The sequence below is a fragment of the Streptomyces sp. NRRL S-920 genome (assembly GCF_000717945.1).
Taxonomy (GTDB): domain Bacteria; phylum Actinomycetota; class Actinomycetes; order Streptomycetales; family Streptomycetaceae; genus Streptomyces; species Streptomyces alboniger.
The window spans coordinates 76666-101587 of sequence record NZ_JODF01000010.1 but is presented as its reverse complement, the minus strand read 5'-3'; the positions used below and the strand labels follow the sequence as shown (position 1 = coordinate 101587).

General features: G+C 70.9%; 19 protein-coding genes. 11 read left to right on the top strand and 8 right to left on the bottom strand.

Annotation, left to right across the window (positions count from 1 at the left end; all coding sequences use genetic code 11):
* Positions 1-8: 8 nt before the first annotated feature.
* From IG54_RS0110075 to IG54_RS0110055, 5 genes are all read left to right on the top strand, one after another.
* The gene (locus tag IG54_RS0110075) at positions 9-1997 is read left to right on the top strand and encodes a copper resistance CopC/CopD family protein (protein WP_037896817.1); all 1989 of its coding nucleotides are present in this window, start codon (positions 9-11) and stop codon (positions 1995-1997) included.
* 6 nt (positions 1998-2003) lie between these two features.
* Positions 2004-3260, top strand: a complete 1257-nt coding sequence (gene efeB / locus IG54_RS0110070; RefSeq protein WP_030780236.1) for an iron uptake transporter deferrochelatase/peroxidase subunit — start codon at positions 2004-2006, stop codon at positions 3258-3260.
* 121 nt (positions 3261-3381) lie between these two features.
* Positions 3382-4317: a prephenate dehydratase gene (pheA, locus tag IG54_RS0110065; RefSeq protein WP_030780233.1), complete on the top strand. Its 936-nt coding sequence runs from the start codon at positions 3382-3384 to the stop codon at positions 4315-4317.
* A 635-nt stretch (positions 4318-4952) separates the two neighbouring features.
* Positions 4953-6242, top strand: coding sequence for a serine--tRNA ligase (gene serS / locus IG54_RS0110060; protein ID WP_030780229.1), 1290 nt, complete (start codon positions 4953-4955; stop codon positions 6240-6242).
* Positions 6239-7063, top strand: a complete 825-nt coding sequence (locus tag IG54_RS0110055; protein ID WP_030780227.1) for an HAD family hydrolase — start codon at positions 6239-6241, stop codon at positions 7061-7063. The genes serS and IG54_RS0110055 overlap by 4 nt, the downstream gene beginning before the upstream one ends.
* An 8-nt stretch (positions 7064-7071) precedes the next feature.
* Here the strand turns inward: IG54_RS0110055 and IG54_RS0110050 are convergent, their stop codons facing one another.
* The 4 genes from IG54_RS0110050 to IG54_RS0110035 are packed head-to-tail and all read right to left on the bottom strand — an operon-like array spanning position 7072 to position 10598.
* Positions 7072-7791: an ABC transporter permease gene (locus IG54_RS0110050; RefSeq protein ID WP_030780222.1), complete on the bottom strand. Its 720-nt coding sequence runs from the start codon at positions 7789-7791 to the stop codon at positions 7072-7074.
* 11 nt (positions 7792-7802) lie between these two features.
* Positions 7803-8714 (bottom strand): ABC transporter ATP-binding protein, encoded by a 912-nt coding sequence (locus IG54_RS0110045; protein WP_030780219.1) that lies wholly within the window; start codon positions 8712-8714, stop codon positions 7803-7805.
* Positions 8714-9595, bottom strand: coding sequence for an ABC transporter permease (locus IG54_RS0110040; protein WP_030780217.1), 882 nt, complete (start codon positions 9593-9595; stop codon positions 8714-8716). Before IG54_RS0110040 ends, IG54_RS0110045 begins: the two co-directional genes overlap by 1 nt.
* Positions 9585-10598 carry an ABC transporter ATP-binding protein gene (locus IG54_RS0110035; RefSeq protein WP_030780214.1) on the bottom strand — a complete coding sequence of 338 codons (1014 nt, stop codon included), beginning with the start codon at positions 10596-10598 and terminating at the stop codon, positions 9585-9587. The genes IG54_RS0110040 and IG54_RS0110035 overlap by 11 nt, the downstream gene beginning before the upstream one ends.
* Positions 10599-10858: 260 nt before the next feature.
* Here IG54_RS0110035 and IG54_RS0110030 point away from each other — a divergent pair, with 260 nt between their 5' ends.
* The 5 genes from IG54_RS0110030 (at position 10859) to IG54_RS0110010 (ending at position 16194) form a co-directional block, all read left to right on the top strand.
* Complete coding sequence (locus IG54_RS0110030) at positions 10859-11710, top strand: M24 family metallopeptidase (protein ID WP_030780211.1); 852 nt, start codon at positions 10859-10861, stop codon at positions 11708-11710.
* Complete coding sequence (locus IG54_RS0110025; protein ID WP_030780208.1) at positions 11707-13488, top strand: SDR family oxidoreductase; 1782 nt, start codon at positions 11707-11709, stop codon at positions 13486-13488. Before IG54_RS0110030 ends, IG54_RS0110025 begins: the two co-directional genes overlap by 4 nt.
* Positions 13485-14435 carry a metal-dependent hydrolase gene (locus IG54_RS0110020; RefSeq protein WP_051819408.1) on the top strand — a complete coding sequence of 317 codons (951 nt, stop codon included), beginning with the start codon at positions 13485-13487 and terminating at the stop codon, positions 14433-14435. Before IG54_RS0110025 ends, IG54_RS0110020 begins: the two co-directional genes overlap by 4 nt.
* 88 nt (positions 14436-14523) lie before the next feature.
* Positions 14524-15456, top strand: a complete 933-nt coding sequence (locus IG54_RS0110015) for a MerR family transcriptional regulator (RefSeq protein ID WP_037896814.1) — start codon at positions 14524-14526, stop codon at positions 15454-15456.
* Positions 15457-15633: 177 nt separating this feature from the next.
* Positions 15634-16194, top strand: coding sequence for an RNA 2'-phosphotransferase (locus tag IG54_RS0110010; RefSeq protein WP_030780200.1), 561 nt, complete (start codon positions 15634-15636; stop codon positions 16192-16194).
* A 54-nt stretch (positions 16195-16248) separates the two neighbouring features.
* On the opposite strand, the gene IG54_RS0110005 is transcribed toward IG54_RS0110010, so the two are convergent.
* On the bottom strand, positions 16249-17160 hold the full coding sequence (locus IG54_RS0110005; RefSeq protein ID WP_030780198.1) for an LLM class flavin-dependent oxidoreductase: 912 nt from the start codon (positions 17158-17160) through the stop codon (positions 16249-16251).
* A gap of 119 nt (positions 17161-17279) precedes the next feature.
* Between IG54_RS0110005 and IG54_RS0110000 the strand changes: the two genes are divergently transcribed.
* Entirely contained in the window at positions 17280-18221 is a 942-nt protein-coding gene (locus IG54_RS0110000) for a Cof-type HAD-IIB family hydrolase (protein ID WP_030780196.1), read from the top strand.
* Between the two features lie 36 nt (positions 18222-18257).
* Here IG54_RS0110000 and IG54_RS0109995 read toward each other — a convergent pair whose 3' ends face one another.
* From IG54_RS0109995 to cydD, 3 genes are all read right to left on the bottom strand, one after another.
* Entirely contained in the window at positions 18258-19298 is a 1041-nt protein-coding gene (locus IG54_RS0109995; protein ID WP_030780194.1) for a M23 family metallopeptidase, read from the bottom strand.
* Positions 19299-19483: 185 nt separating this feature from the next.
* Positions 19484-21250 carry a GAF domain-containing sensor histidine kinase gene (locus IG54_RS0109990; protein WP_030780192.1) on the bottom strand — a complete coding sequence of 589 codons (1767 nt, stop codon included), beginning with the start codon at positions 21248-21250 and terminating at the stop codon, positions 19484-19486.
* Between the two features lie 123 nt (positions 21251-21373).
* On the bottom strand, positions 21374-24895 hold the full coding sequence (gene cydD, locus IG54_RS0109985; protein ID WP_030780190.1) for a thiol reductant ABC exporter subunit CydD: 3522 nt from the start codon (positions 24893-24895) through the stop codon (positions 21374-21376).
* Positions 24896-24922: the final 27 nt, after the last annotated feature.

The following is a 24922-nucleotide window of genomic DNA, read 5'->3' as shown; positions in this document are numbered from 1 at the left end:
GACCGTTGATGCAGACCATCGCTCCCCGCCTCTGGCGGCTCCTCCTCGTGCTCGTCGCCGCGAGCGCCGCCTTTCTCGGCGGCGCCGCGCCGGCCTCCGCGCACGCCGCGCTGACCGGCAGCGACCCGAAGCAGGGAGCGGTGGTCGACAAGGCCCCCGCCCAGGTGAAGCTCACCTTCTCGGAGAAGGTCGCCATGTCGGACGGCTCGGTACGGGTCCTCGACCCGTCCGGCAAGCGGGCCGACACCAACAGGACCACCGACCTGGGCGCCAACACGTACGGCGTCAAACTCCGCAAGAACCTGCCCGACGGCACCTTCACCGTCGCCTACCAAGTGGTCTCCGCCGACAGCCACCCGGTCGCCGGCGCCTTCACCTTCTCCATCGGCGCACCCTCCGACACCAAGGCCGTCCTGCCCGCCCAGGAGGCGGGCGGCGGCCTCGTCGGCGTGCTCTACGACATCGCGCGCTATCTGTCCTACGCCGGGTTCATCCTGGTCGTCGGCGGCGGCGCCTTCGTACTCGGCTGCTGGCCGCGCGGCGCGGGGGTGCGGCCCGTGCAGCGGCTCGTGACGTACGGCTGGGTCACGCTCACCGGATCCACGCTCGCCCTGCTCATGCTGCGCGCCCCCTACACCGGCTCCGGGAAGCTCGCCGACGCCTTCGACATGGGCAAGCTCGGCGATGTCCTCAACACCAAGACGGGCGCGGCCCTGGTCTCCCGGCTGCTGCTGCTCGCCGCGGCCGCGCTGTTCATCGCGGTGCTCTTCGGGGCGTACGACAAGCGCGAGGACCCGAAGGAGAAGAAGGACCTCACCTTCGGGCTCGCGATCGGCGGCACGGTCGTCGCCATCGGCATCGCGGCGACCTGGGCGATGGCCGAGCACGCCTCGACCGGCATCCAGGCGGGCATCGCGATGCCCGTCGACGTGCTGCACCTGCTGGCCGTCGCCGCCTGGCTGGGCGGCCTCGCCGCGCTGGTCGTCGCGCTGTACCGCACCTCTTCAGTAGAAGCGGTAGCCGTACGCCGCTTCTCACGGGTGGCGTTCGCGAGCGTCGTCGTCCTGGCCGCGACGGGGCTCTACCAGTCGTGGCGGCAGGTCGGTTCGTGGTCGGCGCTGACCGGTACGTCGTACGGGCAGCTGCTCCTCGTCAAGATCGGCCTGGTCGTCGTCCTGGTGGGCGTCGCCTCCATCTCGCGGCGCTGGACCGGCCGCATCGCCTCCGGAGCGGGCGAGGCCCCCGCGGAGACCGCCGCCGTGATCGGCGAGCAGCGCGCGGAGAAGACGTCGACGACCGCCGGGAAGGCATCGGGGAACGCGGAGAAGGCATCGGCGAACGCCGAGAAGAAGGCGGCGAACAAGACCGCGGGTGTCAGGAAGCCGGTCACCGTGCCGGCTCCCTCCGGAGGCGCGGACGACACCGAGCGCTCCGCGCAGCTCGCGCGCCAGCGGGTCGCCATGGCCACCGCGCGCGAGAAGCGCGTCCGCGACGCCGACCCACACCGCGCCGGGCTGCGCCGCTCGGTGCTCACCGAGGCGGGCATCGCCGTCGTCCTGCTCGCCGTCACCACGGCCCTGACGACCACCGAGCCGGGCCGCACCGAGGAGGAGGCCGCCAGGGCCACCTCCGCCGCGGCCGCCGCCCAGCGCTCGGGCCCGCTCGCCCTCAAGGTGCCCTTCGACACGGGCAGCCAGGACGGCAAGGGCACCGTGCGCATCGAACTGGACCCGGGGCGCACCGGCAGCAACGACCTGCACGTCTACGTGAAGCGGCCCAACGGCAGCGCCTTCGACGTCCCCGAGGTGAAGGTCTCCTTCACCCTCAAGGCGAAGGACGTGGGCCCGCTGCCCGTCGCCCCGGACCACATCGCCACCGGACACTGGACGGCGAGCGGGGTGCAGATCCCGATGGCCGGGAACTGGAAGATCGCGGTCACGGTCCGGACCTCCGACATCGACCAAGTGACCGTGAACAAGAACACGCAGATCGGCTGAACGAGCATGACGGACCACGGGATTTCCAGGCGGCGGCTGCTCGGCACCGCCGGCGTGACCGGCCTCGCGCTGGGGGCGGCGGGCGGTGCGGCCGGGTACGCCGCGGCGTCCTCGTCGGGCGCGTCCGACCCCTCCGGCACGTCCGGCGCGGCGAAGGACGCCCTGGCCTCCCTCGGCACGGGCGAGGTGATGTTTCACGGGAAACATCAGCCCGGCATCACCACGCCCATGCAGTCCCGCGGCCATCTGATCGCCTTCGACCTGACGGCGGGTACGAGCCGCAAGGAGGCGGCCGCCCTGCTGCGCCGCTGGTCGACCACGGCCGCGCGGCTGATGGCGGGCGAGCCGGTCGGTGGCGACGACACGGCGGTCGCCCGCGACGCGGGTCCCTCCTCGCTCTCCGTCACCTTCGGCTTCGGTGCCTCCTTCTTCTCCCGCACGGGCCTGGAGAAGCAGCGCCCGAGCGCGCTGGAACCGCTGCCCGACTTCTCCTCGGACCGCCTCGACAAGGCGCGCAGCAACGGCGACCTGTGGGTGCAGATCGGCGCGAACGACCCGCTCGTCGCCTTCCACGCGCTGCGCGCCCTCCAGAAGGAGGCGGCCGGGACCGCGCGCGTGCGCTGGCAGATGAACGGCTTCAACCGTTCGCCGGGCGCCACGGCCCGCCCGATGACGACCCGCAACCTCATGGGCCAGATCGACGGGACGAACAACCCGAAGCCGTCGGAGAAGGACTTCGACGAGCGGATCTTCGTGCCCGCCGACGGTGACCCGGCGTGGATGGCGGGCGGTTCCTACGTCGTCGTACGCCGCATCCGGATGCTCCTCGACGACTGGGAGAAGCTCGGTCTGAAGGCGCAGGAAGCGGTGATCGGGCGGCACAAGTCGGACGGCTCGCCACTGACCGGCGGCACGGAGACGACCGAACCCAAGCTGGAGGAGATGGGGGCGGACGGCAAGGTCGTGATCCCCGTCAACGCGCACGCCCGCATCACACGGCCCGACCAGAACGGCGGCGCCGCGATGCTGCGCAGGCCGTTCTCGTACCACGACGGCTTCGACGCGCACGGCGAGCCGGACGCGGGGCTGCTCTTCGTCTGCTGGCAGGCGGACCCGATGCGCGGCTTCGTACCGGTACAGCGCAAGCTCGACCGGGGCGACGCGCTCTCGGAGTTCATCCGCCACGAGGCGAGCGGGCTCTACGCGGTGCCGGGTGGGGCGGCGAAGGGCGAGTACGTGGGGCAGCGGCTGCTGGAGGGGTAGTCCCCCGGGGCAGGCCCCCGGGGTGCGGTCTTCGCGGGGGCAGTCCCGGGGGGCGTGAGAGGCGGGTGCCGCTCTGTGAGATGCGACAGCCATGCCACCTCGGCCCCATTAGGGTGACGGTATGTCGGCGACGCGCTACACCTATCTCGGCCCCGAGGGCACCTTCACCGAGGCCGCCCTCCGCACGCTGCCCGAAGCGGCCGCCCGTGAACTGGTCCCGATGGTGTCCGTACCGGCCGCGCTGGACGCGGTCCGCAGCGGCCAGGCGGCGGCGGCGCTCGTGCCGATCGAGAACTCGGTCGAGGGCGGTGTCACCACCACCGTCGACGAACTCGCCAAGGGCGAGCCGCTGATGATCTACCGCGAGGTGGTCCTGCCGATCACCTTCGCCCTGCTCGTGCGCCCCGGCACGAAGCTGAAGGACATCAAGACGGTGACCGGTCACCCCGTGGCCCAGCCCCAGGTGCGCAACTGGCTGGCCGCCCATCTCCCGGACGCCGTGTGGGAGTCGGCGGCGTCGAACGCCGACGGCGCGCGCCTGGTCCAGGAGGGCCGCTTCGACGCCGCCTTCGCGGGCGAGTTCGCGGCGGCCACCTACGGCCTCGAACCGCTGGTCACCGAGATCCACGACGCGGCGAACGCCGCGACCCGCTTCGTCCTGGTGGGCCGCCCGGCCCGCCCGGCCGCGCCGACCGGCGCCGACAAGACCTCCGTCGTCATCTGGCTGGGCGACGACCACCCCGGCGCCCTGCTCGAACTGCTCCAGGAGTTCGCCGTACGCGGCGTCAACCTCATGCGGATCGAATCGCGCCCGACCGGCCAGGGCATCGGCAACTACTGCTTCTCGGTCGACGCCGAGGGCCACATCACGGACCGCCGGGTCGGCGAGGCCCTGATGGGGCTCAAGCGGATCTGCCCGCAGGTGCGCTTCCTCGGCTCGTATCCGCGCGCCGGGGTGGCCCTGGACGAGGTACGGGAGCTGCGGCCCGGCACGTCGGACGGCGAGTTCGCGGCGGCCTCGGACTGGTTGGCGCGCTGCCAGGACGGCCGTTTCTAGCCACTGATGGCCATCAGGCGCCCTGGGAGACCCTCCGGGCGCCATTCCTACCTGCACATTTACGTTGTCCACAGAAGTTATCCACAGGCTCGCATCTCGACCTGGGGACAAGTCGACAACGAAGCGTGACATGGTCGACAAATCGGCCCACAGCCCCCAACTCCGTCCACAGTCCCGCACGTCACCCCTCGTCCACCCTTTTCCATTGATCAACTCTTTGGAGCGAACCATTTCCACTCGAAAGTGGGTGACGGGATGGTTTGGGAAGGGAATCCTTCGCGCGTCTCGCGGCTTTCGGAACGACTACTTCCGGCATCCACAGATCTTTCGCACACCCTGTGGATAACTTTTCGGAAGTGCCCATTCCTGTGGACAACCGGCGCGGACGAAGCCCTCAAGTCCCGCTCCCCGCAAGGGGTTCGGGTCAAGGCCATGCGCACACTCTGCCCCATTTCGGGGAGGGGCGCCCCATTTATTGACCGGGCGTCACCGTGAACGTGAGCGGACTTTTCCGGCCGCGCGAGCCTTCTTCGATCTTCACCCCGGCCCCTTGAATTCATTCCGGCAAAACGGTCATAACGTGCTCAATGGAATACGAGTCGTAGGCCGGAACCGCTCGACGGTAGCCTTGAGGGGTGATTGACCTTCGCCTGCTCCGTGAGGACCCCGACCGTGTTCGCGCCTCCCAGCGCGCCCGTGGAGAGGACGTCGCGCTCGTCGACGCCCTGCTCTCCGCCGATGAGCGGCGCAGGTCGTCCGGCGCCCGCTTCGACGAGCTGCGCTCCGAGCAGAAGGCGCTCGGCAAGCTGATCCCTAAGGCGTCGCCCGAGGAGAAGCAGGACCTCCTGAAGAAGGCGGGCGAGCTGTCCGCCGCGGTCAAGGCGGCCGACGCCGAGCAGGACGAGGCCGACGACGAGGCCAAGCGCCTCCTCCAGCAGCTCGGGAACATCGTCCACCCCGACGTCCCGGTCGGCGGCGAGGAGGACTTCGTCGTCCTCGACACGATCGGCACCCCGCGCGACTTCGCGGCCGAGGGCTTCGAGCCGAAGGACCACCTGGAGCTGGGCGAGATGCTCGGCGCCATCGACGTCGAGCGCGGCGCGAAGGTCTCGGGCTCGCGCTTCTACTACCTGACCGGCGTCGGCGCGCTCCTCGAACTGGCCCTGGTGAACGCGGCGATCGCCCAGGCGACGGAGGCCGGGTTCATCCCGATGCTGACGCCCGCCCTGGTCCGCCCGCGTGCCATGGAGGGCACGGGCTTCCTCGGCCAGGCCGCGGAGAACGTGTACCACCTGGAGAAGGACGACTACTACCTGGTCGGCACCTCCGAGGTCGCGCTCGCCGGTTACCACATGGACGAGATCATCGACGCCGACAAGCTGCCCCTGCGGTACGCGGGCTTCTCGCCCTGCTTCCGCCGCGAGGCGGGCACGTACGGCAAGGACACCCGCGGCATCTTCCGCGTGCACCAGTTCGACAAGGTCGAGATGTTCTCGTACGTCGACCCGGCCGACGCGGAGAACGAGCACAAGCGCCTCCTGGAGTGGGAGAAGCAGTGGCTGACCGGCCTCGGCCTGCCCTTCCAGGTGATCGACGTGGCGACCGGTGACCTCGGCGCCTCGGCCTCGCGCAAGTTCGACTGCGAGGCGTGGATCCCCACCCAGGGCAAGTACCGCGAGCTGACCTCCGCCTCGAACTGCGACGGCTTCCAGGCCCGCCGCCTGTCGATCCGGATGCGCGACAACCGCGACGGCAAGAAGGTCATGCAGCCGCTCGCGACGCTGAACGGCACGCTGTGCGCCGTCCCGCGCACGATCGTGGCCCTCCTGGAGAACCACCAGCAGGCGGACGGCTCCGTGTGGGTGCCCGAGGTGCTGCGCCCCTACCTCGGGGGACGAGAGATTCTGGAGCCCATCGCCAAGTGAGCCACCCAGCTCCGGTCACGCCGTCCTTCCCTTACAAGCTGGTCGCGACCGACCTCGACGGGACGCTGCTGCGCCCCGACGGCACGGTCTCGGGACGTACGCGCGACGCGCTCACCGCGGCCACCGCGGCGGGCGCCGCGCACATCATCGTCACCGGCCGTGCCGTGCCGTGGACCCGGCACATCCTCGACGACCTCGGTTACGACGGGATAGCCGTCTGCGGGCAGGGCGCGCAGGTCTACCACGCGGGGGAACACCGGCTGCTCACCTCGGTGACGCTCGACCGGCAGCTCGCGGGGCTGGCACTGGCGAAGATCGAGGCGGAGATCGGCCCGCTCGCGCTGGCCGCGAGCCGTGACGGGCTGGACGGCGAGATCCTGGTCGGCCCCGGGTACGCGGTCCAGGACGGGCCGCTGCCGACCGTTCCGTTCACGGACGTGTCCGACCTGTGGGCCGCGCCGCTGAACAAGGTGTACATCCAGCACCCCGGCTTCGGGGACGACGCGCTGACGGACGTGGCGCGCCGGGTGGCGGGCGATCTGGTCGGCGTGACCATGGCGGGCGAGGGCGTCGTCGAGCTGCTCCCGCTCGGCCTCTCCAAGGCCACGGGCCTCTCGCTGGCGGCCCGCCGCCTGGGCGCGAAGGCCGTGGACACGATCGCCTTCGGCGATATGCCGAACGACATCCCCATGTTCGGCTGGGCGGCCCACGGCGTGGCCATGGCCAACGCACACGAGGAACTCAAGGCGGTCGCGGACGAGGTGACCACGTCGAACGAGGCGGACGGCATCGCGGTGGTCCTTGAGCGGTTGCTGGGCTGAGCGGATCCCTACTCCTCCCCGGCCAGCTTCAGGGAGCGGAGCTTCTGTCCCGCGTACCAGGTCGTGATCACTGTGACGGCGACCAGCAGGATCGTCGCCGTCGGCAGACCGACGTCCGAGGTGATCAGGTCGCCGTCGCCGACCTTCTGGGCCACGGCGAGGGACCACTGCTGGACGCTGAGCGTGCGCGCCCCCGCGACGAGCGACCCGAAGAGGGCCTCCCACACCAGGGCGTAGACGAGCCCGAAGACCACGGCGTGCCGGGTGATCGTGCCGAGGAGCAGGAAGATCGCGGCGTACGTGATGGAGGCGACCAGGGCCGCGATCGTGTACGCGATGGCGATCTGCTGGCCGTTGCCATTGAGGATCATGCCCGCGATGAAGGTGGGGATCGCGGAGAAGGCCATGGTGACGGCGATGGCGACGATCAGCTTGGTGAATATGATCGTGGGCCGCTTCACCGGCTTGGAGAGGAGATACACGACCGAGCCGTCGTCGATCTCGGGGCCGATGGCGCCCGTGCCCGCGATGACGCCGATGATCGGCACCATCGTGGCGAGCGCGAAGCCGCCGAGGAGGTCGACGGCCACTTGGTCGTCGGCGCCGGTGAGGCCGCGTACCGCACCGGCGATGACGATCAGCAGGACGGGCAGGGCGAAGAGGATGAGGGCCCGGCGGCGGCCGAGCAGGGCCCGGTAGGTGAGCCGGGCGACTGTGGGGTCGTACATGATGCTCCCTTTCAGGCCGCGACGAGGTAGGAGAAGACCGACTCGAGGGACTCGTCCGAGGGCGAGACCGTCAGCAGCCGGATGCCGTGCTCACGGGCGACCCGGGGCAGCAGTGTCGTGAACCGGCCGAAGTCGACCGCCTGAATGCGCAACGCGCCCTCCTTGAGGTCGACTTCGATACCGGCCGTCGAGGGGTCGGCGATCAGCGCGGCGGCCAGGGCGCGGTCGTCGCTGGAGCGGATCAGATAGCGGTGGGGCCGGTCGGTCATCAGGCGGCGGATCTTGCGGAAGTCACCGCTCGCCGCGTGCCGCCCGGCGACGATGACCTCGATGTGCGAGGCCAACTGCTCGACCTCTTCGAGGATGTGGGACGAGAAGAGAACCGTGCGGCCCTGGGCGCCCATGGTCCGCAGAAGCTCCATCAGCTGCATGCGCTGGCGCGGGTCCATGCCGTTGAACGGCTCGTCGAGCAGGAGCACCGACGGGTCGTGGACCAGGGCGGATGCCATCTTCACGCGCTGGCGCATGCCCTTGCTGTACGTGGAGATCTTCCGGTCCTGCGCGTACTCCATCTCGACCGTGGCGAGGGCCTTCTTGGCTGCCCGCTCGTCCAGGCCGTGCAACTCGGCGTTGGCGACGACGAATTCACGCCCGGTGAGGAAGTCGTACATCGCCTCGCGCTCGGGGACGATGCCGATGTCCTTGTAGATCTGTTCGTTGCGCCAGATCGGCTTGCCGTCGAGCGTGACACTGCCCGTGGAGGGGGCGAGGAATCCGCCCATCATGTTGATGAGCGTGGACTTGCCCGCGCCGTTCGGACCGAGGAGCCCCGTGACTCCCGGGCCGATGTTCATGGTGATGTCGTTGACGGCCACGACGTTGCCGAACCAGCGGGACGTGTGGTCGATGTTGATCGTGGTCATCAGAGGCCGACCTTTCGGTAGCGGCGCATCATCGCGCCGTAGCAGCCCGCGATGAGGCCGAGGACGACGAGTACGTAGATGGCGCCGATGCCGGACGAGGGGCCCTCGCCGCCGGGGAAGGCGGATGTCGCGCCGAGGAAGGCGGTCTGTACTCCGTCGATGAGCGTGATCGGCGAGAAGAGGCCGAGCCAGGCGATGGCTTCGGTGCTGCCCTGTTCGTAGGCGATGGCCTGGACCGTGGACACCGCGCCGTACGTGATGGTCATGACGGCGATGACGGCGGCGATGCCGAAGCCGCGGCGGGGTGTGATCGCGGAGATCACCAGCGCGATGCCGGAGAAGAACAGGGAGAGCAGTGCCACGGAGACCAGGCCCTGGGCGAAGCCCTTCGTCTGGTCGGCGAAGTCGAGCTTGGCGAGCAGGGCTCCTCCGTAGAGCACCAGCAGCGGCGCGGCCGTCAGGACGAAGAGGGCGGAGGACATCGCGGCGAGCTTCGCGAGGACGTAGTCACCGCGCTCGATGGGCCGGGAGAAGTAGAGCGGCACGGTCTTGAAGCGCAGGTCGCGGGAGACGGTCTGCGGGGCCTGGGCGGCCAGGAACAGGCTGATGACGGCTTGCAGGAAGATCGCGTAGCGCGTGTAGTCGACGGGGAGGTCCTTGGCCTTGGTGGTCACGGCGACCGCCACCATGATCGCGGCGGGCACGCACATCACCGCGAAGAGGATCATCGGCAGGACCTTGGACTTGGCGGAGCGCCCGAGGCCGTACGCGCCGCGCAGGCTTTGGGAGAAGAGCGAGCGGCGGGCGTAGGCACGGCCGAGGCGCGGGCCGTCGTAATTCCTGTACCCGATGTTGTGGATCTGGGTGGACTCAGCGCTCATCGCGTCCGCCTCCCGTCTGCTGTGCGGTGGCGGCCCCCGCGGCGGCGCGCTCGGGGACGGGCGCCGGCCGGGCCTCGCCCTGGTCCTCGAAGACCTCGGCGATGTGGTGCCTGCGCTGCTCCATCCTGATCAGGCCGAGGCCGAGGTCGGCGACGAGATCCCGCACGAGGTCGTATGTCTCCTCGCCCTCGGCGGTGAGCAGGATCGTGTGGCCCGCGCCGGGCAGTTCGCCGCCGGTCTCCGTCTCGATGCCGCGCCCGCGCAGCGCGTCGCGCAGCGCGTGCGTGCCGTCGGGGTGTTCGTCGGTGTCGGTGACCTCGACGGCCAGGGTCGTGGTGATCTGGGTGAAGTCCGTGGTGGAGCTGGACCGCAGGAGCTTGCCGCCGTCGATGACGACGACGTGGTCGCAGGTGCGCTCCAGCTCGCCCAGGAGGTGTGAGGTGACGAGGACGGAGATGCCGAAGTCGGTGTGGACGCGCCGGATCAGGCCGAGCATCTCGTCGCGGCCGACGGGGTCCAGGCCGTTCGTCGGCTCGTCCAGGAAGACCAGCTGAGGGTCGTGGACGAGGGCCTGGGCGAGCTTCACGCGCTGCTTCATGCCTGTCGAATAGCCACCGATGGGGCGGTACCGCTCCTCGTAGAGCCCGACGTGCCGCAGGGTGTCCGCGGTGCGCTCGCGGGCCGCTGTGGGCGGGAGTCCGGACATGCGCGCCATGTGGACGACGAACTCGGTGGCCGAGACGTCGGGTGGCAGGCAGTCGTGCTCGGGCATGTACCCCACGCGCTCGCGGATCTGGCCGCCGCTGGTGGCGACGTCGAGGCCGAGCACGGCGGCGCGGCCCTCCGTGGCGGGGGACAGACCCAGCAGGATCTTGATCAGTGTGGACTTGCCGGCTCCATTGGACCCGACGAGTCCGGTCACACCGGGCCCGATATCCATGGAGAGCCGGTCAAGCGCGGTCACCCTCGGGAACCGCTTGCTCAGGCTTTCGGTCGCGATCACAGTCACGCTTCGAAGGTAGTGGCGCAGACCACACGAGTCGTCAGACCACGGGCTTGGCCTTGACTCACTCTGGAGTATTACGGGCCCGTAGGGGTCGTTCGGAAGTCTTCCCCTGGGGGATCTCCCGGACCTGTCCCGCGGGGTTGGGCAGAACTATTGACGCAGCCGCCAGGCATTGTCACATTCGTCAGTGTCAAGTTACGACCGCGTACGGCGATCAGCCGGACACGGGATGGACCGGACTCGGGACGGACGGTGGCATGACCTCAGCAGGTGCAGACGAACTCTCCGCGGAACTGCGGGGGTTCAGGGAAGTGCAGACCCTCGCGTATGAATGCGCGGAGGCGGTCGCGGCGCAGCTCAAGCCGGGTGTGACGGAGCGCGAGGCCGCGAGGATGCAGCGCGAGTGGCTGCGGGAGCGGGGTGTGCGGGACTGGTTCCACCTCCCCTTCGCCTGGTTCGGCGACCGCACGGCGTTCGTGAACTTCCGCATACCGCTGGAGTTCTTCCCCACTCAGCGCAGGCTGGAGCCGGGGATGCCTTTCATCCTCGACATGGCCCCGATCTACAAGGGCTTTACGGCCGACATCGGCTACTCGGGCTGCCTGGGCCTCAATCCCGTGCACGACAAGCTGCTCGCCGACCTGGAGGCCCACCGCGAGCTGATCCTGCGCGAGGTGCGCGAGCGCCGTCCGCTGCGCGAGATATACGAGGACGTGGACCGCCTCATGGTCCGCCAGGGCTACGCCAACCGCCATCGCGCGTACCCCTTCGGCGTCATCGCGCACAAGGTCGGCCGGGTCAAGGAGCGCCGGCTGACACCGCACCTCTTCGGGTTCGGCACGCAGTCGCTCAAGGGCCTGGTGAGCGACGCGATCCACGGCCATCGGGACGGCTGGTCACCGCTGTGGTCCCCCTACAAATTCTCCGACCACCCGCCCCGGAAGGGGCTCTGGGCGGTCGAACCGCACCTCGGATTCAGGGGTACGGGCGCGAAGTTCGAGGAGATCCTGGTCGTCACCGACTCCAAGGATCCCGAACAGAGCGCGTTCTGGCTGGACGACGACCTGCCGCATGTGCGGCGCTGGGCTGAGGAGAGGGCCGCCGTATGACGACCGGAGCAGTCGCCGTGAGGATGAAGGACGCGCGCGAGCGCTGGGTGCGCACGGGCGGGGTGGAGCTGTGCGTCGCCGAGCTGGGCGATCCCGAGCGGCCGACGGTCCTGCTCGTGCACGGCTACCCGGACTCCAAGGAGGTGTGGTCCGAGGTCGCCGAGCGTCTCGCGGACCGCTTCCACGTCGTGCTGTACGACGTGCGCGGGCACGGCAGGTCGACGGCCCCGCGGCCGCTTCGGGGCGGCTTCACCCTGGAGAAGCTGACCGACGACTTCGTGGCGGTGATCGACGCGGTCAGCCCGGACGAGCCGGTGCACGTGGTGGGGCACGACTGGGGCTCGGTGCAGTCCTGGGAGTTCGTCACGGTGAAGCGGACCGAGGGGCGGATCGCGTCCTTCACCTCGATGTCGGGGCCCTCGCTCGACCACTTCGGACACTGGATCAAGAAGCGGGTGTCCCGGCCCACGCCCCGCAAGGTCGGCCAGCTCCTCGGCCAGGGCGCCAAGTCCTGGTACGTGTACATGCTGCATACCCCCGTCCTCCCCGAGCTGGCCTGGCGCGGCCCGCTCGGCAAGCGCTGGCCGAGCATCCTCCAGCGCGTGGAGAAAGTCCCCGCCGGGGACTACCCGACGCCCTCACTGCCCCAGGACGCCGCGCACGGAGCCTGGCTCTACCGCGACAACATCCGGGCGAGGCTGCGCAGGCCCCGCGCGGACGCTTACGCCCACGCGCCCGTGCAGCTCATCACGCCCTCCGGTGACGCCTTTCTGTCCGAGCGGCTCTACGACGACCTGGAGTTGTGGGCGCCGCAGCTGGTCCGGCGCACCCTGCCGGCCAAGCACTGGGTCCCGCGCACCCGCCCCGACCAGCTGGCCGCGTGGATCGGCGAGTTCGTGACGAGCAACGAGGACGGCAGGCCGGCGAAGGAGAGCGTGGCCACGGGGAGGTACGCCGACCGGTTCGGCGGCCAGCTCGTGCTGGTCACCGGCGCGGGCAGCGGCATCGGGCGGGCCACCGCCTTCGCGTTCGCCGAGGCGGGCGCGCGCGTGGTGGCCGTCGACAGGGACGCGGAGAGCGCGGCGCGTACGGCGGAGATGTCCCGCCTGATCGGCGCCCCCGAGGCCTGGGGCGAGACGGTCGACGTCGCCGACGAGCAGGCCATGGAGAAGCTCGCCGAGAAGGTCGCCAGGGAGTACGGCGTCGTGGACGTCCTGGTGAACAACGCGGGCATCGGCCTCTCCGGTTCCTTCCTCGACACCAGCTCCGAGGACTGGAAGAAGGTCCTCGACGTCAATCTGTGGGGCGTGATCCACGGCTGCCGTCTCTTCGGCGGGCAGATGGCCGAGCGCGGACAAGGCGGCCACATCGTCAACACCGCGTCGGCGGCGGCATACCAGCCCTCCAAGGCGCTGCCCGCCTACAGCACCTCCAAGGCCGCGGTCCTGATGCTCAGCGAGTGCCTGCGCGCGGAGCTGGCGGGCCGGGGCATCGGGGTCTCCGCGATCTGCCCGGGCTTCGTGAACACCAACATCACATCGACGTCCCGTTTCGTCGGGGTCGACGCCGCCGAGGAGCAGCGCCGCCAGAAGCGCACCTCCCGGCTCTACGGCCTGCGCAACTACCCGCCGGAAAAGGTCGCCGACGCTGTCCTGCGCGCGGTCGTCAGGAATCAGGCGGTCGTCCCGGTCACCCCCGAGGCCCGCGGCGCCCACCTCATGTCCCGCTTCACGCCCAGGGCACTGCGCGCGATCGCCCGATTGGAGCCGCCGCTGTGAGCGAGGAGAAAAGCCCCGGCACGGGCGTCGAGGAGCGCCCGGCCGCCGAGGGGCACTACGCGATCGTGCCACGCCGGGTCTCGTTCGACTGGGACGAGACGCCGCTGCACTGGATACCGGACGAGCCGACCGCCACCCATGTCATCAACGTCCTGCATCTGCTGCTCCCTGCGGGGGAGCGGTGGTTCGTGAAGGTCTTCAAGGAAGGTCTGCCGCTCGTCACCGATCCGGTGCTGCGCGGGGACGTCAAGGGGTTCATGGGCCAGGAGGCCACGCACAGCGTGCAGCACGCGCATGTGCTCGACCACCTGGCGGCGCAGCGGCTCGACACCGCCGCGTTCACCCAGTACGTCGACTTCCTCTTCGAGAAACTCCTCGGCGAGAAGCCGCCGTGGGGAGCCCCCGTGCCGACGCAGGAGTGGCTGCGCTTCCGGCTGTCGATCGTCGCCGCGATAGAGCAGTTCACGGCGGTCCTCGGGAACTGGGTGCTGCACGCCGACGGCCTCGACCGCGCCGGTGCCGACGAGGTGATGCTCGACCTGCTGCGCTGGCACGGCGCGGAGGAGGTCGAGCACCGCGCGGTCGCCTTCGACATGTACCAGCACTGCGGCGGCGAGGGCCTGCCCCGGTACGCCCGCCGCATCGCCGGCATGACGGTCACGGCCCCCGTGATGCTGTACCTGTGGGTGTGGGGCACGGCCTATCTGATGCGCCACGATCCCCAACTGGCGGGCCGCTTGCGGTACTCACTGGCGGAGCACAACAGGGCGGTCGCCAAGGGCCTGCTGCCCACCTGGCGTGAGATCGGCACGGCGATACCCCGCTATCTGCGGCGGTCGTACCATCCCTCGCAGGAGGGCTCGCTGCGCAAGGCCGTCGAGTACCTGGCGCAGTCGCCCGCGGCACGGGCCGCGGCGGGCGCGGTGGGCCGCGCCGCCCTCGCCTAGCCGCGAGTCGATCCAGGCGGCCACCCGCCCAAGCACGAGGGCACACGCACAAGGCAACACGCACGAGGCAACACGGAGGTCGGTCAGCGTGGAGTACCGCATCGAGGACCTGGCGCACCACAGCGGCGCGACGGTGCGCACGATCCGCGCCTATCAGGACCGCGGGCTGCTCCCCCGCCCGGAGCGGCGCGGCCGGTCCAACGTATACGGGGAGGCGCATCTGGCCCGGCTGCGGCAGATCGCCGACCTGCTGGACCGTGGCTACACCCTGGCCTCCATCAAGGAACTCCTGGAGGCCTGGGACGCCGGCCGGGGCCTCGGCGGGGTACTCGGTCTGGCCGCCGAGGTCGACGGCCCCTGGACGGACGAGAAGGCGGACCGGATCACCCGGGCGGAGCTGGACGCCGCGTTCGGGGGCGTGCAGGACGAGGCGGCGGTGGCCGACGCGATCGCGCTCGGCGTGCTGGAGCCGCTGCCGGGACGTGACGACGAGTTTCTGGTGCCGAGCCCTCAAGAGCTATCCGTGGCTGTCGAGTTGCATGCGGCGGGCGTCCCACTGTCGGCAATATCAGGCCATTTGCGGGAGTTGAGGGGGCAGGTCGAGCACATAGCGTCGCGTTTCCTGGAGTTCACCACGGAGCACGTCTTTGGCCGTTATCTCGGGAACAGTCCGCCGACCGAGGCGGATGCCGCCGAGGCCGCTTCTCTCGTACGCAGGCTCAGGCCGCTCGCGCAGCAGTCCGTCGACGCTGAACTGGCGCGTGCCATGCGCATCTTCGCAACCCGGCACCTCCGTCAGCGCCTCGATCCGGAGCAGGCGAGTCGACGCACAGAGGAGCCGCAGATGGTGGCTGTCCCGGCGTCCACAATGCGCGCTGTGCAGGCGTTGGTTGGCGAGGCGGGTGCTGGGGCGTTCATCGTGGCGGCCGCCGAACGCGAGGTGCAGGCACGGACATTGGACTCACTAACAGCAACCCATAAGAAAGAGACCATAGTTACACAAATGCCCTCCGATCCCTAGGAGTTGTCCACAGAATCGCCAACTAGCCTGTGGATAACTCGACTTGGCTGTGGATCAAACCTGTGGACACCCACGGGTCGATGAAAAGTGGGTGGACGAAAATCGAGTGCGCGAAGAACGGATCACCCCGACGCTGAAAGCATGCCCAACACTGAAAACAAGCCCGCCGCTGAAAACATGAAAGAAGGACCCTCTGAACAACGCACCGTGAAGGTCTCCAAATACCTGTCGAAACACCTACGGCATCAACCGGACCGGATCGGCCTCGCCCTCGACGAGAACGGCTGGGTGGAGATCGACGCGCTGCTCGCCGCGGCCGCCGCGCACCGCTTCGGCATCACCCGGGCCGAACTCGACCACGTGGTCGCCGTCAACGACAAACGGCGCTTCGCCATCGAGGGCGGCCGGATCCGCGCCAACCAGGGCCACTCCGTGGACGTCGACCTGGACCTGCCCCCTGCGTCCCCGCCCGCGTACCTCTTCCACGGCACCGTGGCCGCTCACCTGGCCGCGATCCGCGCCGAAGGGCTGCGCCCCATGAACCGGCACGCCGTGCATCTCTCGCCCGACCGCGAGACCGCGACGCGTGTCGGCGCGCGCCGGGGGCGGCCTGTCGTCCTGTCCGTCGACGCGGGCGCGATGCACCGCGACGGCCACGTCTTCCAGGTCAGCGCCAACGGCGTCTGGCTCACGACCGCGGTCCCGCCCGGCTACATTCGCTTCCCCGGCCCCCGCTGAGCGGGCCCCGCACGGAGCCGGGCTCCCAATGGAACCGGGCCCGCGTCTGGACGATCAGTTCAGCTGGGAGAGCGTCTCGGTCGCGATCTGCTCGAAAACGGCCTGGTCGGTGGCGAAGGCCGAGTCCGGGATCGGGGCGTGGACGACGATCTCGGTGAAGCCCAGTTCGATGTGCTTGCCCGCGAAGTCCACAAAGGCGTCGAGGGACTCCAGGGGGCGGTTGCGGTCCGGGGTGAAGCCGGTCAGCAGGATCTTGTCCAGCTCGTCCGCGTCCCGGCCGACGTCCGCGCACGCCTTGCCAAGCTTCTCGATCTGCCCCCGGAGCGCCTCGCGGGACTCCTCGGGCGTGCCCTTCTCGAAGAGCTTCGGGTCTCCCGTGGTCACCCACGCCTGGCCGTGCCGGGCCGCGAGCCGCAGACCGCGCGGGCCGGTCGCCGCCACCGCGAAGGGGAGCCTCGGCCGCTGCACGCACCCGGGGATGTTGCGCGCCTCGGTCGCCGAGTAGAAAGCCCCCTCGTACGTCACCGAGTCCTCGGTCAGCAGCCGGTCGAGCAGCGGTACGAACTCGCCGAACCGGTCGGCGCGCTCTCGCGGGGTCCAGGGTTCCTGGTCCGCCTTCAGCAGCGTCGTGGCGTCGAAGCCGTTGCCGCCCGCGCCGATACCGAGCGTGATCCGCCCGCCGGAGATGTCGTCGAGCGAGATGAGTTCCTTGGCGAGCGTCACGGGGTGGCGGAAGTTGGGTGACGTCACGAGCGTGCCGAGACGCAGCCGCTCGGTGGCGGCCGCGGCGGCCGTCAGCGTCGGCACCGCCCCGAACCACGGGCCGTCGCGGAAGGAGCGCCAGGCGAGGTGGTCGTACGTGTACGCGGTGTGGAAGCCCAGTTCCTCGGCGCGCAGCCACTGGTCGCGGCCGCCTTCGTGCCAGCGGCGGACAGGAAGAATCACAGTGCTCAGACGCAGGCTCATGCCTCAGAGCTTACGACCGTCCCCTTCAGCCCCAGGAGTCACGCTGGGTGCTCTGCGAGCGCACTCAGATGTGCGCCCCAGCGCACGGTCGTGCGGGCATATGCGGGACAATCGATGACGTGACCTCCGCTACCCCGGGGCATCAGACCCCGGCCGCCGCCCCAGCCGCCACCGCCCCGGCCACCCTCGCCAAGACCGGTTCGCGCCCGCGGCCCCGGCTGATCGCGACGGACCTGGACGGCACGCTGCTGCGCGACGACAAGTCGGTCTCCGCCCGCACGGTCGCCGCGCTCGCCGCGGCCGAGGAGGCCGGGATCGAGGTCTTCTTCGTGACCGGCCGCCCGGCCCGCTGGATGGATGTCGTCAGCGCCCACGTCCACGGTCACGGCCTGGCCATCTGCGGGAACGGCGCGGCGGTGGTCGATCTGCACGGCGGCCCCGGCACGCACAGCTTCGTGAAGATCCGCGAGCTGGAGAGGGCGTGCGCGCTCGACGTCGTCCGCAGATTGCGCGCGGCCTCGCCGGGTACGTCCTTCGCGGTCGAGCGGACCGGGGGACTGCACCACGAGGAAACGTATCCGCCGCTCCACATGGAGCCCGGCGAGAGCGTCGCGCCCGCCGAGAAGCTCCTCGCCGAGGACCCCGGTGACCCCGCCGTCGCCGAGCAGCCCGTTCTGAAGGTCCTCGCCTTCCACCCCGAGGTCGCGCCCGACGACTTCCTGGTGACGGCCCGCGCGGCCATCGGCGACCGCGCCACGGTCACCCGCTCCAGTCCCAGCGCCCTTCTGGAGATCAGCGGCCCCGGCATCTCCAAGGCCAGCACCCTGGAGCTGTGCTGCGCCGAGCGCGGGATCACCCCCGACCAGGTCGTCGCCTTCGGAGACATGCCCAACGACATCGAGATGCTGACCTGGGCGGGTACGTCGTACGCGATGGGCAATGCCCACCCGGACGTCATCGCCGCCGCCTCCGGGCGCACGGTGGCGAACAACGAGGACGGTGTCGCGGTCGTGATCGAGCGGATCCTGGCAGAACACGCGGACGACGACCGGACTTCGTAGACCTGAGCCGCGCCTGATCGCAGCCCTGAGGCGTACTTAGAGCTTGACGCCGCGCTCCGCCAGCCACTTCCTCGGGTCGACCCCCGACCCGAGATCGGGCGTGAGCCGCGTCTCGAAGTGCAGGTGCGGCCCGGTCGAGTTGCCCGTGGTGCCTGCCTGACCGATCCATTGGCCCGTGCGCACCTTGTCGCCCTGGTCCACGGTGACGGCCGCGAGATGCGCGTACTGCGTGAAGTAACCGCCGCGGTGGCGCACCACGACCTCGATGCCGAAGCCGCCGCCGCACGACACGCTCTCCACCCGGCCCGCGCCGACCGACCGCACCGGCGCCCCGATGTCGACCGCGAAGTCCTGTCCGGTGTGCCGCCGCGCCCAGCGCTCACCGACGCTGTCGAAGCCCGCGGAGAGTTCGTACGTCTTGACGGGCGTGACCCACGCGCGCGTGGAGGACGATTTCGGCTGCTTCAGGCGCACCGCGCCCCGGCACTTGCCCGCGGCGACCGAGCGGTCGGCCTCGCCCTGCAAGGCCCACTGTGCCGTTTCCAGCTTCCGTTCGATGCCGCGCTTCAGCTTCGCGAGGCGTGCGTTGCGGCGGTCCAGGCCGCGCTTGGCCCGGTCCGCGTCGCGCTGGGCGACCGCGAGCCGGGCCGCCGCCCGCTGCGTCTTGGCGACAGCGCTGTTGACGGCCAGGTCGGCCTGCCACATGGCCTGCTTGCCCCGCACCAGGTCCTCGGGGTCGTCGGCCAGGAGCAGCTGCGCGGTATAGGGGAGCCCGCCGCCGGTGCGGTACTGCGCACTGGCCAGACGGCCGAGGTCGTCGTGCAGGACGGCCACGTGGCGCCGCTTCTTGGAGAGGAGTCGGTCCAGTTTCCGGACCTTCACCTTCTGGAGACGTGCCGCCCGCCGCCCCTCTTCGTATCGGGCGGTCGCAAGAGAGGCCTCTTCGTAGAGACGCGCTACGGCGGCGCTCGCACTCGGCCCCTCGGAGGCCCCGGCGGGAGTCGTGAGCCCGAGCAGCGCGCACAGCAGCACCGGCACGGTCAGGAGCGGGCACGGACGACGGAGGCTCAGGCGCATGTCACGGATGGTTGCCCCGCGCGGCGGCACGGTCCCTCCGGAACTCCTGCACTCGGGGGGCACCATGCCCCCGTACAGACCAGGCACGTACCGCCGAACAGGGCTCCCCGGCTGTCAGTACGACACCTGCCACGCAGACACCTGCCACACCACGGCCTCGGTCCGGCGCCCGTCACGCCACCGCCTCAGTAAGGCGCCTGCCACACCACCCTCGTGCCGCCGCCGTCCTCGCCGATTCCGGGCCCGTACCAGCTGTCGCCGCCCAGCGACTCGGCCCGCCGCTTGAGGTTCTTCAGGCCGCTGCGCCGACCGCCCTCCGCGATGCCCACGCCGTCGTCGGCGACGGTCAGGCGTACGCCCCGCTGTCCATCGGGCAACGACACCGTCGCGTCGACGACGACGTCGATACGGGCGGCGTGCGCGTGCCGGAAGGCGTTGGAGAGGGCCTCGCGCAGAGCCGCGATGAGGTTCTTCCCCGCCAGCTCACCGACCACGGTGTCGACGGGCCCCACGAAGTGGTGGGTGGGCTTGAAGCCGAGCGGGACAGCGGCCATGTTGATCTCCCGGAGCACGCGTGTGCGCAGCCCCGAGGGGGCCTCGGCCGGGCCCTGCTGGAGAGCGAAGATCGCCGTGCGGATCTCCTGGATCGTCACGTCCAGCTCGTCGACGGCCTTGCCGACACCGTCCTGCACCTCCGGTACGACGGACCTGCGCTGGGCGCTCTCCAGCATCATCCCGGTGGCGAAGAGCCGCTGGATGACGAGGTCGTGGAGGTCCCTGGCGATCCGGTCGCGGTCCTCGTACACCGCGAGCCGTTCCCGGTCCCGCTGCGCCTCGGCCATCATCAGGGCGAGCGCGGCCTGCGAGGCGAACTGGGCGGCCAGCGTCCGCTCGGCCTCACTGAAAGGACGCGCCCCACGCGCGCGGGGCGTGACGAGCGTCCCGAGGACCCGGCCGTCGCTGTGCAGCGGCAGCATCATGACGGGGCCGTAGCGGCGGGCGAGGTCGGTCACAGTGCGGGGGTCGGTCGCCGCGTCGTCCATGAACACGGCCTCGCCTTCGAGCAGTTGCTCGACGATGCGGCTCTCCGGAGGAATGACCATGCCGAGCGCCCCTGCGGGCCCCTCCGAGGAGACGGCGACGATCTCCATGCCGCCCTCGTCGTCGGGCAGCAGCACGATCCCGGCGGCCGAGTCCGCGAGGTGCCTGGCCTGCTCGGCGACGACGGCGAGGGCTTCCTCCGCGTCGCTGCCCGCGAGCAGGGCGGTGGTGACCGCGACGGAACCGTCGATCCAGCGTTCGCGCTGCTTGGCGGCTTCGTACAGGCGTGCGTTGCCGATGGCGATACCGGCCTCCGTGGCGAGCACGCGGACCATCTGCACGTCGTAGTCGTTGAACTCGGCCCCGTCCCGCTTCTCGGTCAGGTAGAGGTTGCCGAAGATCTCCCCCTGGACGCGGATGGGGACGCCGAGGAAGCTCCGCATCGGCGGGTGGTGGGCCGGGAAGCCGCAGGACCGCGGATCGGCGGAGAGATCGGCGAGGCGGAGCGTCCTCGGTTGGTGGATGAGGGCGCCGAGCAGGCCCTTGTGGCCGTCGGGCAGCCGCCCGATCCGCTCGGCGGTGTCCTTGTCGATGCCGCGGTAGACGAACTCGGAGAGCCCCTTGCCGTCTTCGGAGACCACGCCGATCGCGGCGTAGCGGGCGTCGGCCAGCTCGGCGGCGGTCTCGCAGATGCGGTCGAGGGTGGTGTGGAGTTCGAGCCCGGTGCCGACCGACCGCATGGCTTCGAGCAGCTGCGGCACCCGCGAGGTCAGTTCCGGCGGGAGCCCGTGCAGGCCGCCGCTGGTCGGCCGCGCCGCCGAGCCTCCCGAGCCCCCAGAGCCTCCCGAGCCCTCCGGGTCCGGTGTGCCGTCGGGGAGCGGGGAGTCGGCGGAGGCCGAAGGTACTGACATGACTTTGAGCCTAGTAAGTCCTATTTGCAGGGGAAAGTCGAGGCCGCCCAGCGGGACAGTCGCAGCGCCCCAGCGGGAAGGTCGAGGCCCTCCAGCGGGGATGGCGGGCTTCCTCGCCGCACCTCAACCCACCGCCAGCAGATCCGCCGCCCGCTCCACCTCCAGCATCCTCCGCAACGGCCCTTCCACCGCGGCCAGTTCCTCGTACGTGCCGCGCTGCGCCACCCGCCCCGCGTCGAGCACGAGCACCTCGTCCACCGCGTCGAGCCCGGCGAGACGGTGTGTGATGAGCAGCGTCGTACGGCCCTCCGTCGCGGCGAGGAGGTCGGCCGTGAGGGCGTCGGCGGTCGGCAGGTCGAGGTGCTCGGCGGGCTCGTCGAGCACCAGGACGGGGAAGTCCGCGAGCAGCGCGCGGGCGAGCGCGAGGCGCTGACGCTGCCCTCCGGAGAGCCGCGCGCCGTGCTCGCCGACGAGTGTGCCGAGCCCGTCGGGCAGCGAATCGACCCAGCCGTCGAGCCGCGCCCGCTCCAGGGCGTACCGCAGCTCCCCCTCCGTGGCGTCCTTCTTGGCGAGCAGCAGGTTCTCCCGCACGGAGCTGTCGAAGATGTGCGCGTCCTGGGCGCACAGCCCGACCAGGCCGCGCACGGTGTCACCGTCCAGCGTGGCCGTGTCCGTGCCGCCGAGCGTGTACGTCCCCTCGTACGGCCCGAGGAACCGCAGCAGCACCTGCGCGAGCGTCGTCTTGCCGGAACCGGAGGGGCCGACCACGGCGATCCGCCGCCCCCGCTCCAGCGTCAGATCGACACCCGCCAGCGCCGGCGCGTCGGTGCCCTGACCTTCGTATCGAGCACGCAGCCCCTCGACGCGCAGCGGGAAGGGCGAGCGCGGCGCCTCGGCGGGCGTGGCGGGCTCCGGTACGGGCTCGGGCGCGTCGAGGACCTCGTAGACGCGCTCGGCGCTCTTCCTGACCCGCTGGCGGTACTGCACGGCGAGCGGCAGACCCAGGACCGCCTCGAAGGCGGCGAGCGGCGTGAGGACGACCACGGCGAGGGCGATCCCGCCGAGCCGCCCGTCCTGTACCGCCTGCACTCCGACGAGCGCGGCGGCCGCGACGGTGAGCCCGGTGGTGAGCGCGCCCAGGCCGGCGCCGAGCGCGGTGGCGGTGGCGCCCCGGGAGGCGATCCGCGTCAGCTCGGCGTCGGCCTCCCCGGCCTTGGCCCTGCGCCCCTTCAACGCACCGGCGACGGTCAACTCCGCGGTGCCGGTGAGCAGATCCGCCACGCGCGTGGCGAGCGCCCCGCGCGCGGGAGCCAGCTTTCGCTCCGCACGACGCGCCACGGCACCGCTCAGCAGCGGGACCCCGACACCCGCGACGAACAGCCCGGCAGCGAGCACCGCGCCCGCCTCGGGCAGCAGCCAGGCGGTGAAGCCGACGGCTCCCGCGCTCACCACGGCCGCGGCGGACGCGGGCAGCAGCCAGCGCAGCCAGTAGTCCTGAAAGGCGTCGACATCGGCGACCAGACGGGAGAGGAGGTCACCGCGGCGGGTCGTGCGCAGGCCCGCCGGGGCGAGCCGCTCCAGGCGCCGGTAGACGGCGACGCGAGTGTCGGCGAGCATCCGCAGCACGGCGTCGTGCGAGACCAGGCGCTCGGCGTAGCGGAAGACGGCACGGCCGATGCCGAAGGCACGCGTAGCCGTCACGGCGATCATCAGGTACATCACCGGGGGCTGCTGCGAGGCCCGCGAGATGAGCCAGCCGGACGTGGCCATGAGCCCCACGGCACTGCCCAGCGCGAGGCTGCCGAGCAGCAGCGCGAGCGCCAACTGCCCGCGCCGGGCCCGCGCGGCCTCCCGTACGCGGGCCAGAACGCCGCGACCCGCACCAGCACCGCCCGCCCCCGTGCCGCCCTCCCAGTCGCCCGGCAGCACGTCAGAACCGGCTTCCTGGCTCTCCCGGGCCGGCGTACCGACAGACTCTCCGAGGGTCCGCGGCCCCGACCGCACGCCCCCGTCACGCGAGGCCTCCAGCCGCACCACCCGGTCCGCGACCGCCAGCAACGCCGGCCTGTGCACGACGAGCAGCACGGTCCGGCCGACGGCCAGCCGCCGGACCGCCTCGACGACCTCGGCCTCGGTCCCGCCGTCCAGCGCCGCCGTCGGCTCGTCGAGCAGCACCACGGGCCGGTCGGCGAGGAACGCCCGCGCCAGCGCGAGCCGTTGCCGCTGCCCCGCCGAGAGCCCGGAGCCGTCCTCCCCGAGCACCGTCCCGGCCCCGCCGGGCAGCGCGTCCACGAACTCCAGCGCCCCCGCGTCCCGAAGGGCCTCCCGCAGTTGCGCCTCGGACGCCTCGGGCCGCGCCAGGGTTACGTTCTCGGCGATGGTCCCGGCGAAGAGGTGCGGCCGCTGCGGCACCCACGCGATCCGCTCCCGCCACCGCTCGGGGGAGACCTCCGCGAGGTCGACGCCCCCGACGCACACCCGCCCCTCGGTGGGCCGCACGAACCCGAGCACCACGTTCAGGAGCGTCGACTTGCCCACTCCGCTGGGCCCGACGAGCGCCACGGTCTCGCCGGGCGCCACCTCGAAGGCCACGCCGGACACCGCGTCCGACGTCCGCCCCGGGTACCGGACCGTCACGCTCTCCACGCTCAGCACTCCCGAGGGCGCCGCCCCCGACCCCGCGGCCGGTACCGGAGCCTCGAGCACCTCGAAGATCTCTTCGGCGGCGGCCAGTCCCTCCGCCGCCGCGTGATACTGCGCCCCGACCTGGCGCAGCGGCAGATAGGCCTCCGGCGCGAGGATGAGGATGACGAGACCGTCGTACAGATCCATCTCGCCGTGGACGAGCCGCATGCCGATGGTCACCGCGACCAGCGCGACCGAGATCGTGGCGAGGAGTTCCAGGGCGAAGGAGGACAGGAAGGCGATGCGCAGCGTCCGCATCGTCGCCTGGCGGTACTCATCGGTGATCTTCCGGATCGACTCGGCCTGCGCCTTGGCGCGCCCGAACACCTTGAGGGTGGGCAGGCCCGCCACGACGTCGAGGAAGTGCCCCGAGAGCCGTGAGAGCAGCCGCCACTGACGGTCCATCCGGTTCTGCGTCGCCCAGCCGATCAGGATCATGAAGACCGGGATCAGGGGGAGCGTCACGACGATGATCGCCGCCGAGACCCAGTCCTCGGTGACGATGCGGGCCAGCACCGCCACCGGCACCACCACCGCGAGCCCCAGCTGCGGCAGATAGCGAGAGAAGTAGTCGTCGAGCGCGTCCACACCCCGCGTCGCGAGCGAGACCAGCGAACCGGTCCGCTGCCCGCCCAACCACTCGGGCCCCAGCTCCCCCGCCCGTTCGAGCAGCCGTCCCCGCAGCTCGGACTTGACCGCCGCGCTCGCCCGGTGCGCGGCGAGTTCGGTCAGCCAGGAGACCAGGCCCCGGCCCGCCGCGACCAGGGCGAGCAGCAGCAGCGGCCCGCCCAGGTCGGCGACGGAGAGGTCCTTCTGGAAGGCGCCCACCACGATCTCGGCGATGAGCATCGCCTGACCGATGACCAGAGCCGCCCCGACCAGCCCCAGGGCCACCACCGCGACCAGGAAGAAGCGAGTGGCGCGGGCGTACCGGAGCAGACGCGGATCGATTGGTTTCACGTGAAACACACCTTCCCGAAGGCCACA

Coding starts and splice junctions, on each gene's coding strand:
- IG54_RS0110075 (WP_037896817.1), top strand. CDS start 9: ATGCAGACCATCGCTCCCCGCCTCTGGCGGCTCCTCCTCGTGCTCGTC.
- efeB (WP_030780236.1), top strand. CDS start 2,004: ATGACGGACCACGGGATTTCCAGGCGGCGGCTGCTCGGCACCGCCGGC.
- pheA (WP_030780233.1), top strand. CDS start 3,382: ATGTCGGCGACGCGCTACACCTATCTCGGCCCCGAGGGCACCTTCACC.
- IG54_RS0110050 (WP_030780222.1), bottom strand. CDS start 7,791: ATGTACGACCCCACAGTCGCCCGGCTCACCTACCGGGCCCTGCTCGGC.
- IG54_RS0110045 (WP_030780219.1), bottom strand. CDS start 8,714: ATGACCACGATCAACATCGACCACACGTCCCGCTGGTTCGGCAACGTC.
- IG54_RS0110040 (WP_030780217.1), bottom strand. CDS start 9,595: ATGAGCGCTGAGTCCACCCAGATCCACAACATCGGGTACAGGAATTAC.
- IG54_RS0110030 (WP_030780211.1), top strand. CDS start 10,859: ATGACCTCAGCAGGTGCAGACGAACTCTCCGCGGAACTGCGGGGGTTC.
- IG54_RS0110025 (WP_030780208.1), top strand. CDS start 11,707: ATGACGACCGGAGCAGTCGCCGTGAGGATGAAGGACGCGCGCGAGCGC.
- IG54_RS0110010 (WP_030780200.1), top strand. CDS start 15,634: ATGAAAGAAGGACCCTCTGAACAACGCACCGTGAAGGTCTCCAAATAC.
- IG54_RS0110005 (WP_030780198.1), bottom strand. CDS start 17,160: ATGAGCCTGCGTCTGAGCACTGTGATTCTTCCTGTCCGCCGCTGGCAC.
- IG54_RS0109995 (WP_030780194.1), bottom strand. CDS start 19,298: ATGCGCCTGAGCCTCCGTCGTCCGTGCCCGCTCCTGACCGTGCCGGTG.
- IG54_RS0109990 (WP_030780192.1), bottom strand. CDS start 21,250: ATGTCAGTACCTTCGGCCTCCGCCGACTCCCCGCTCCCCGACGGCACA.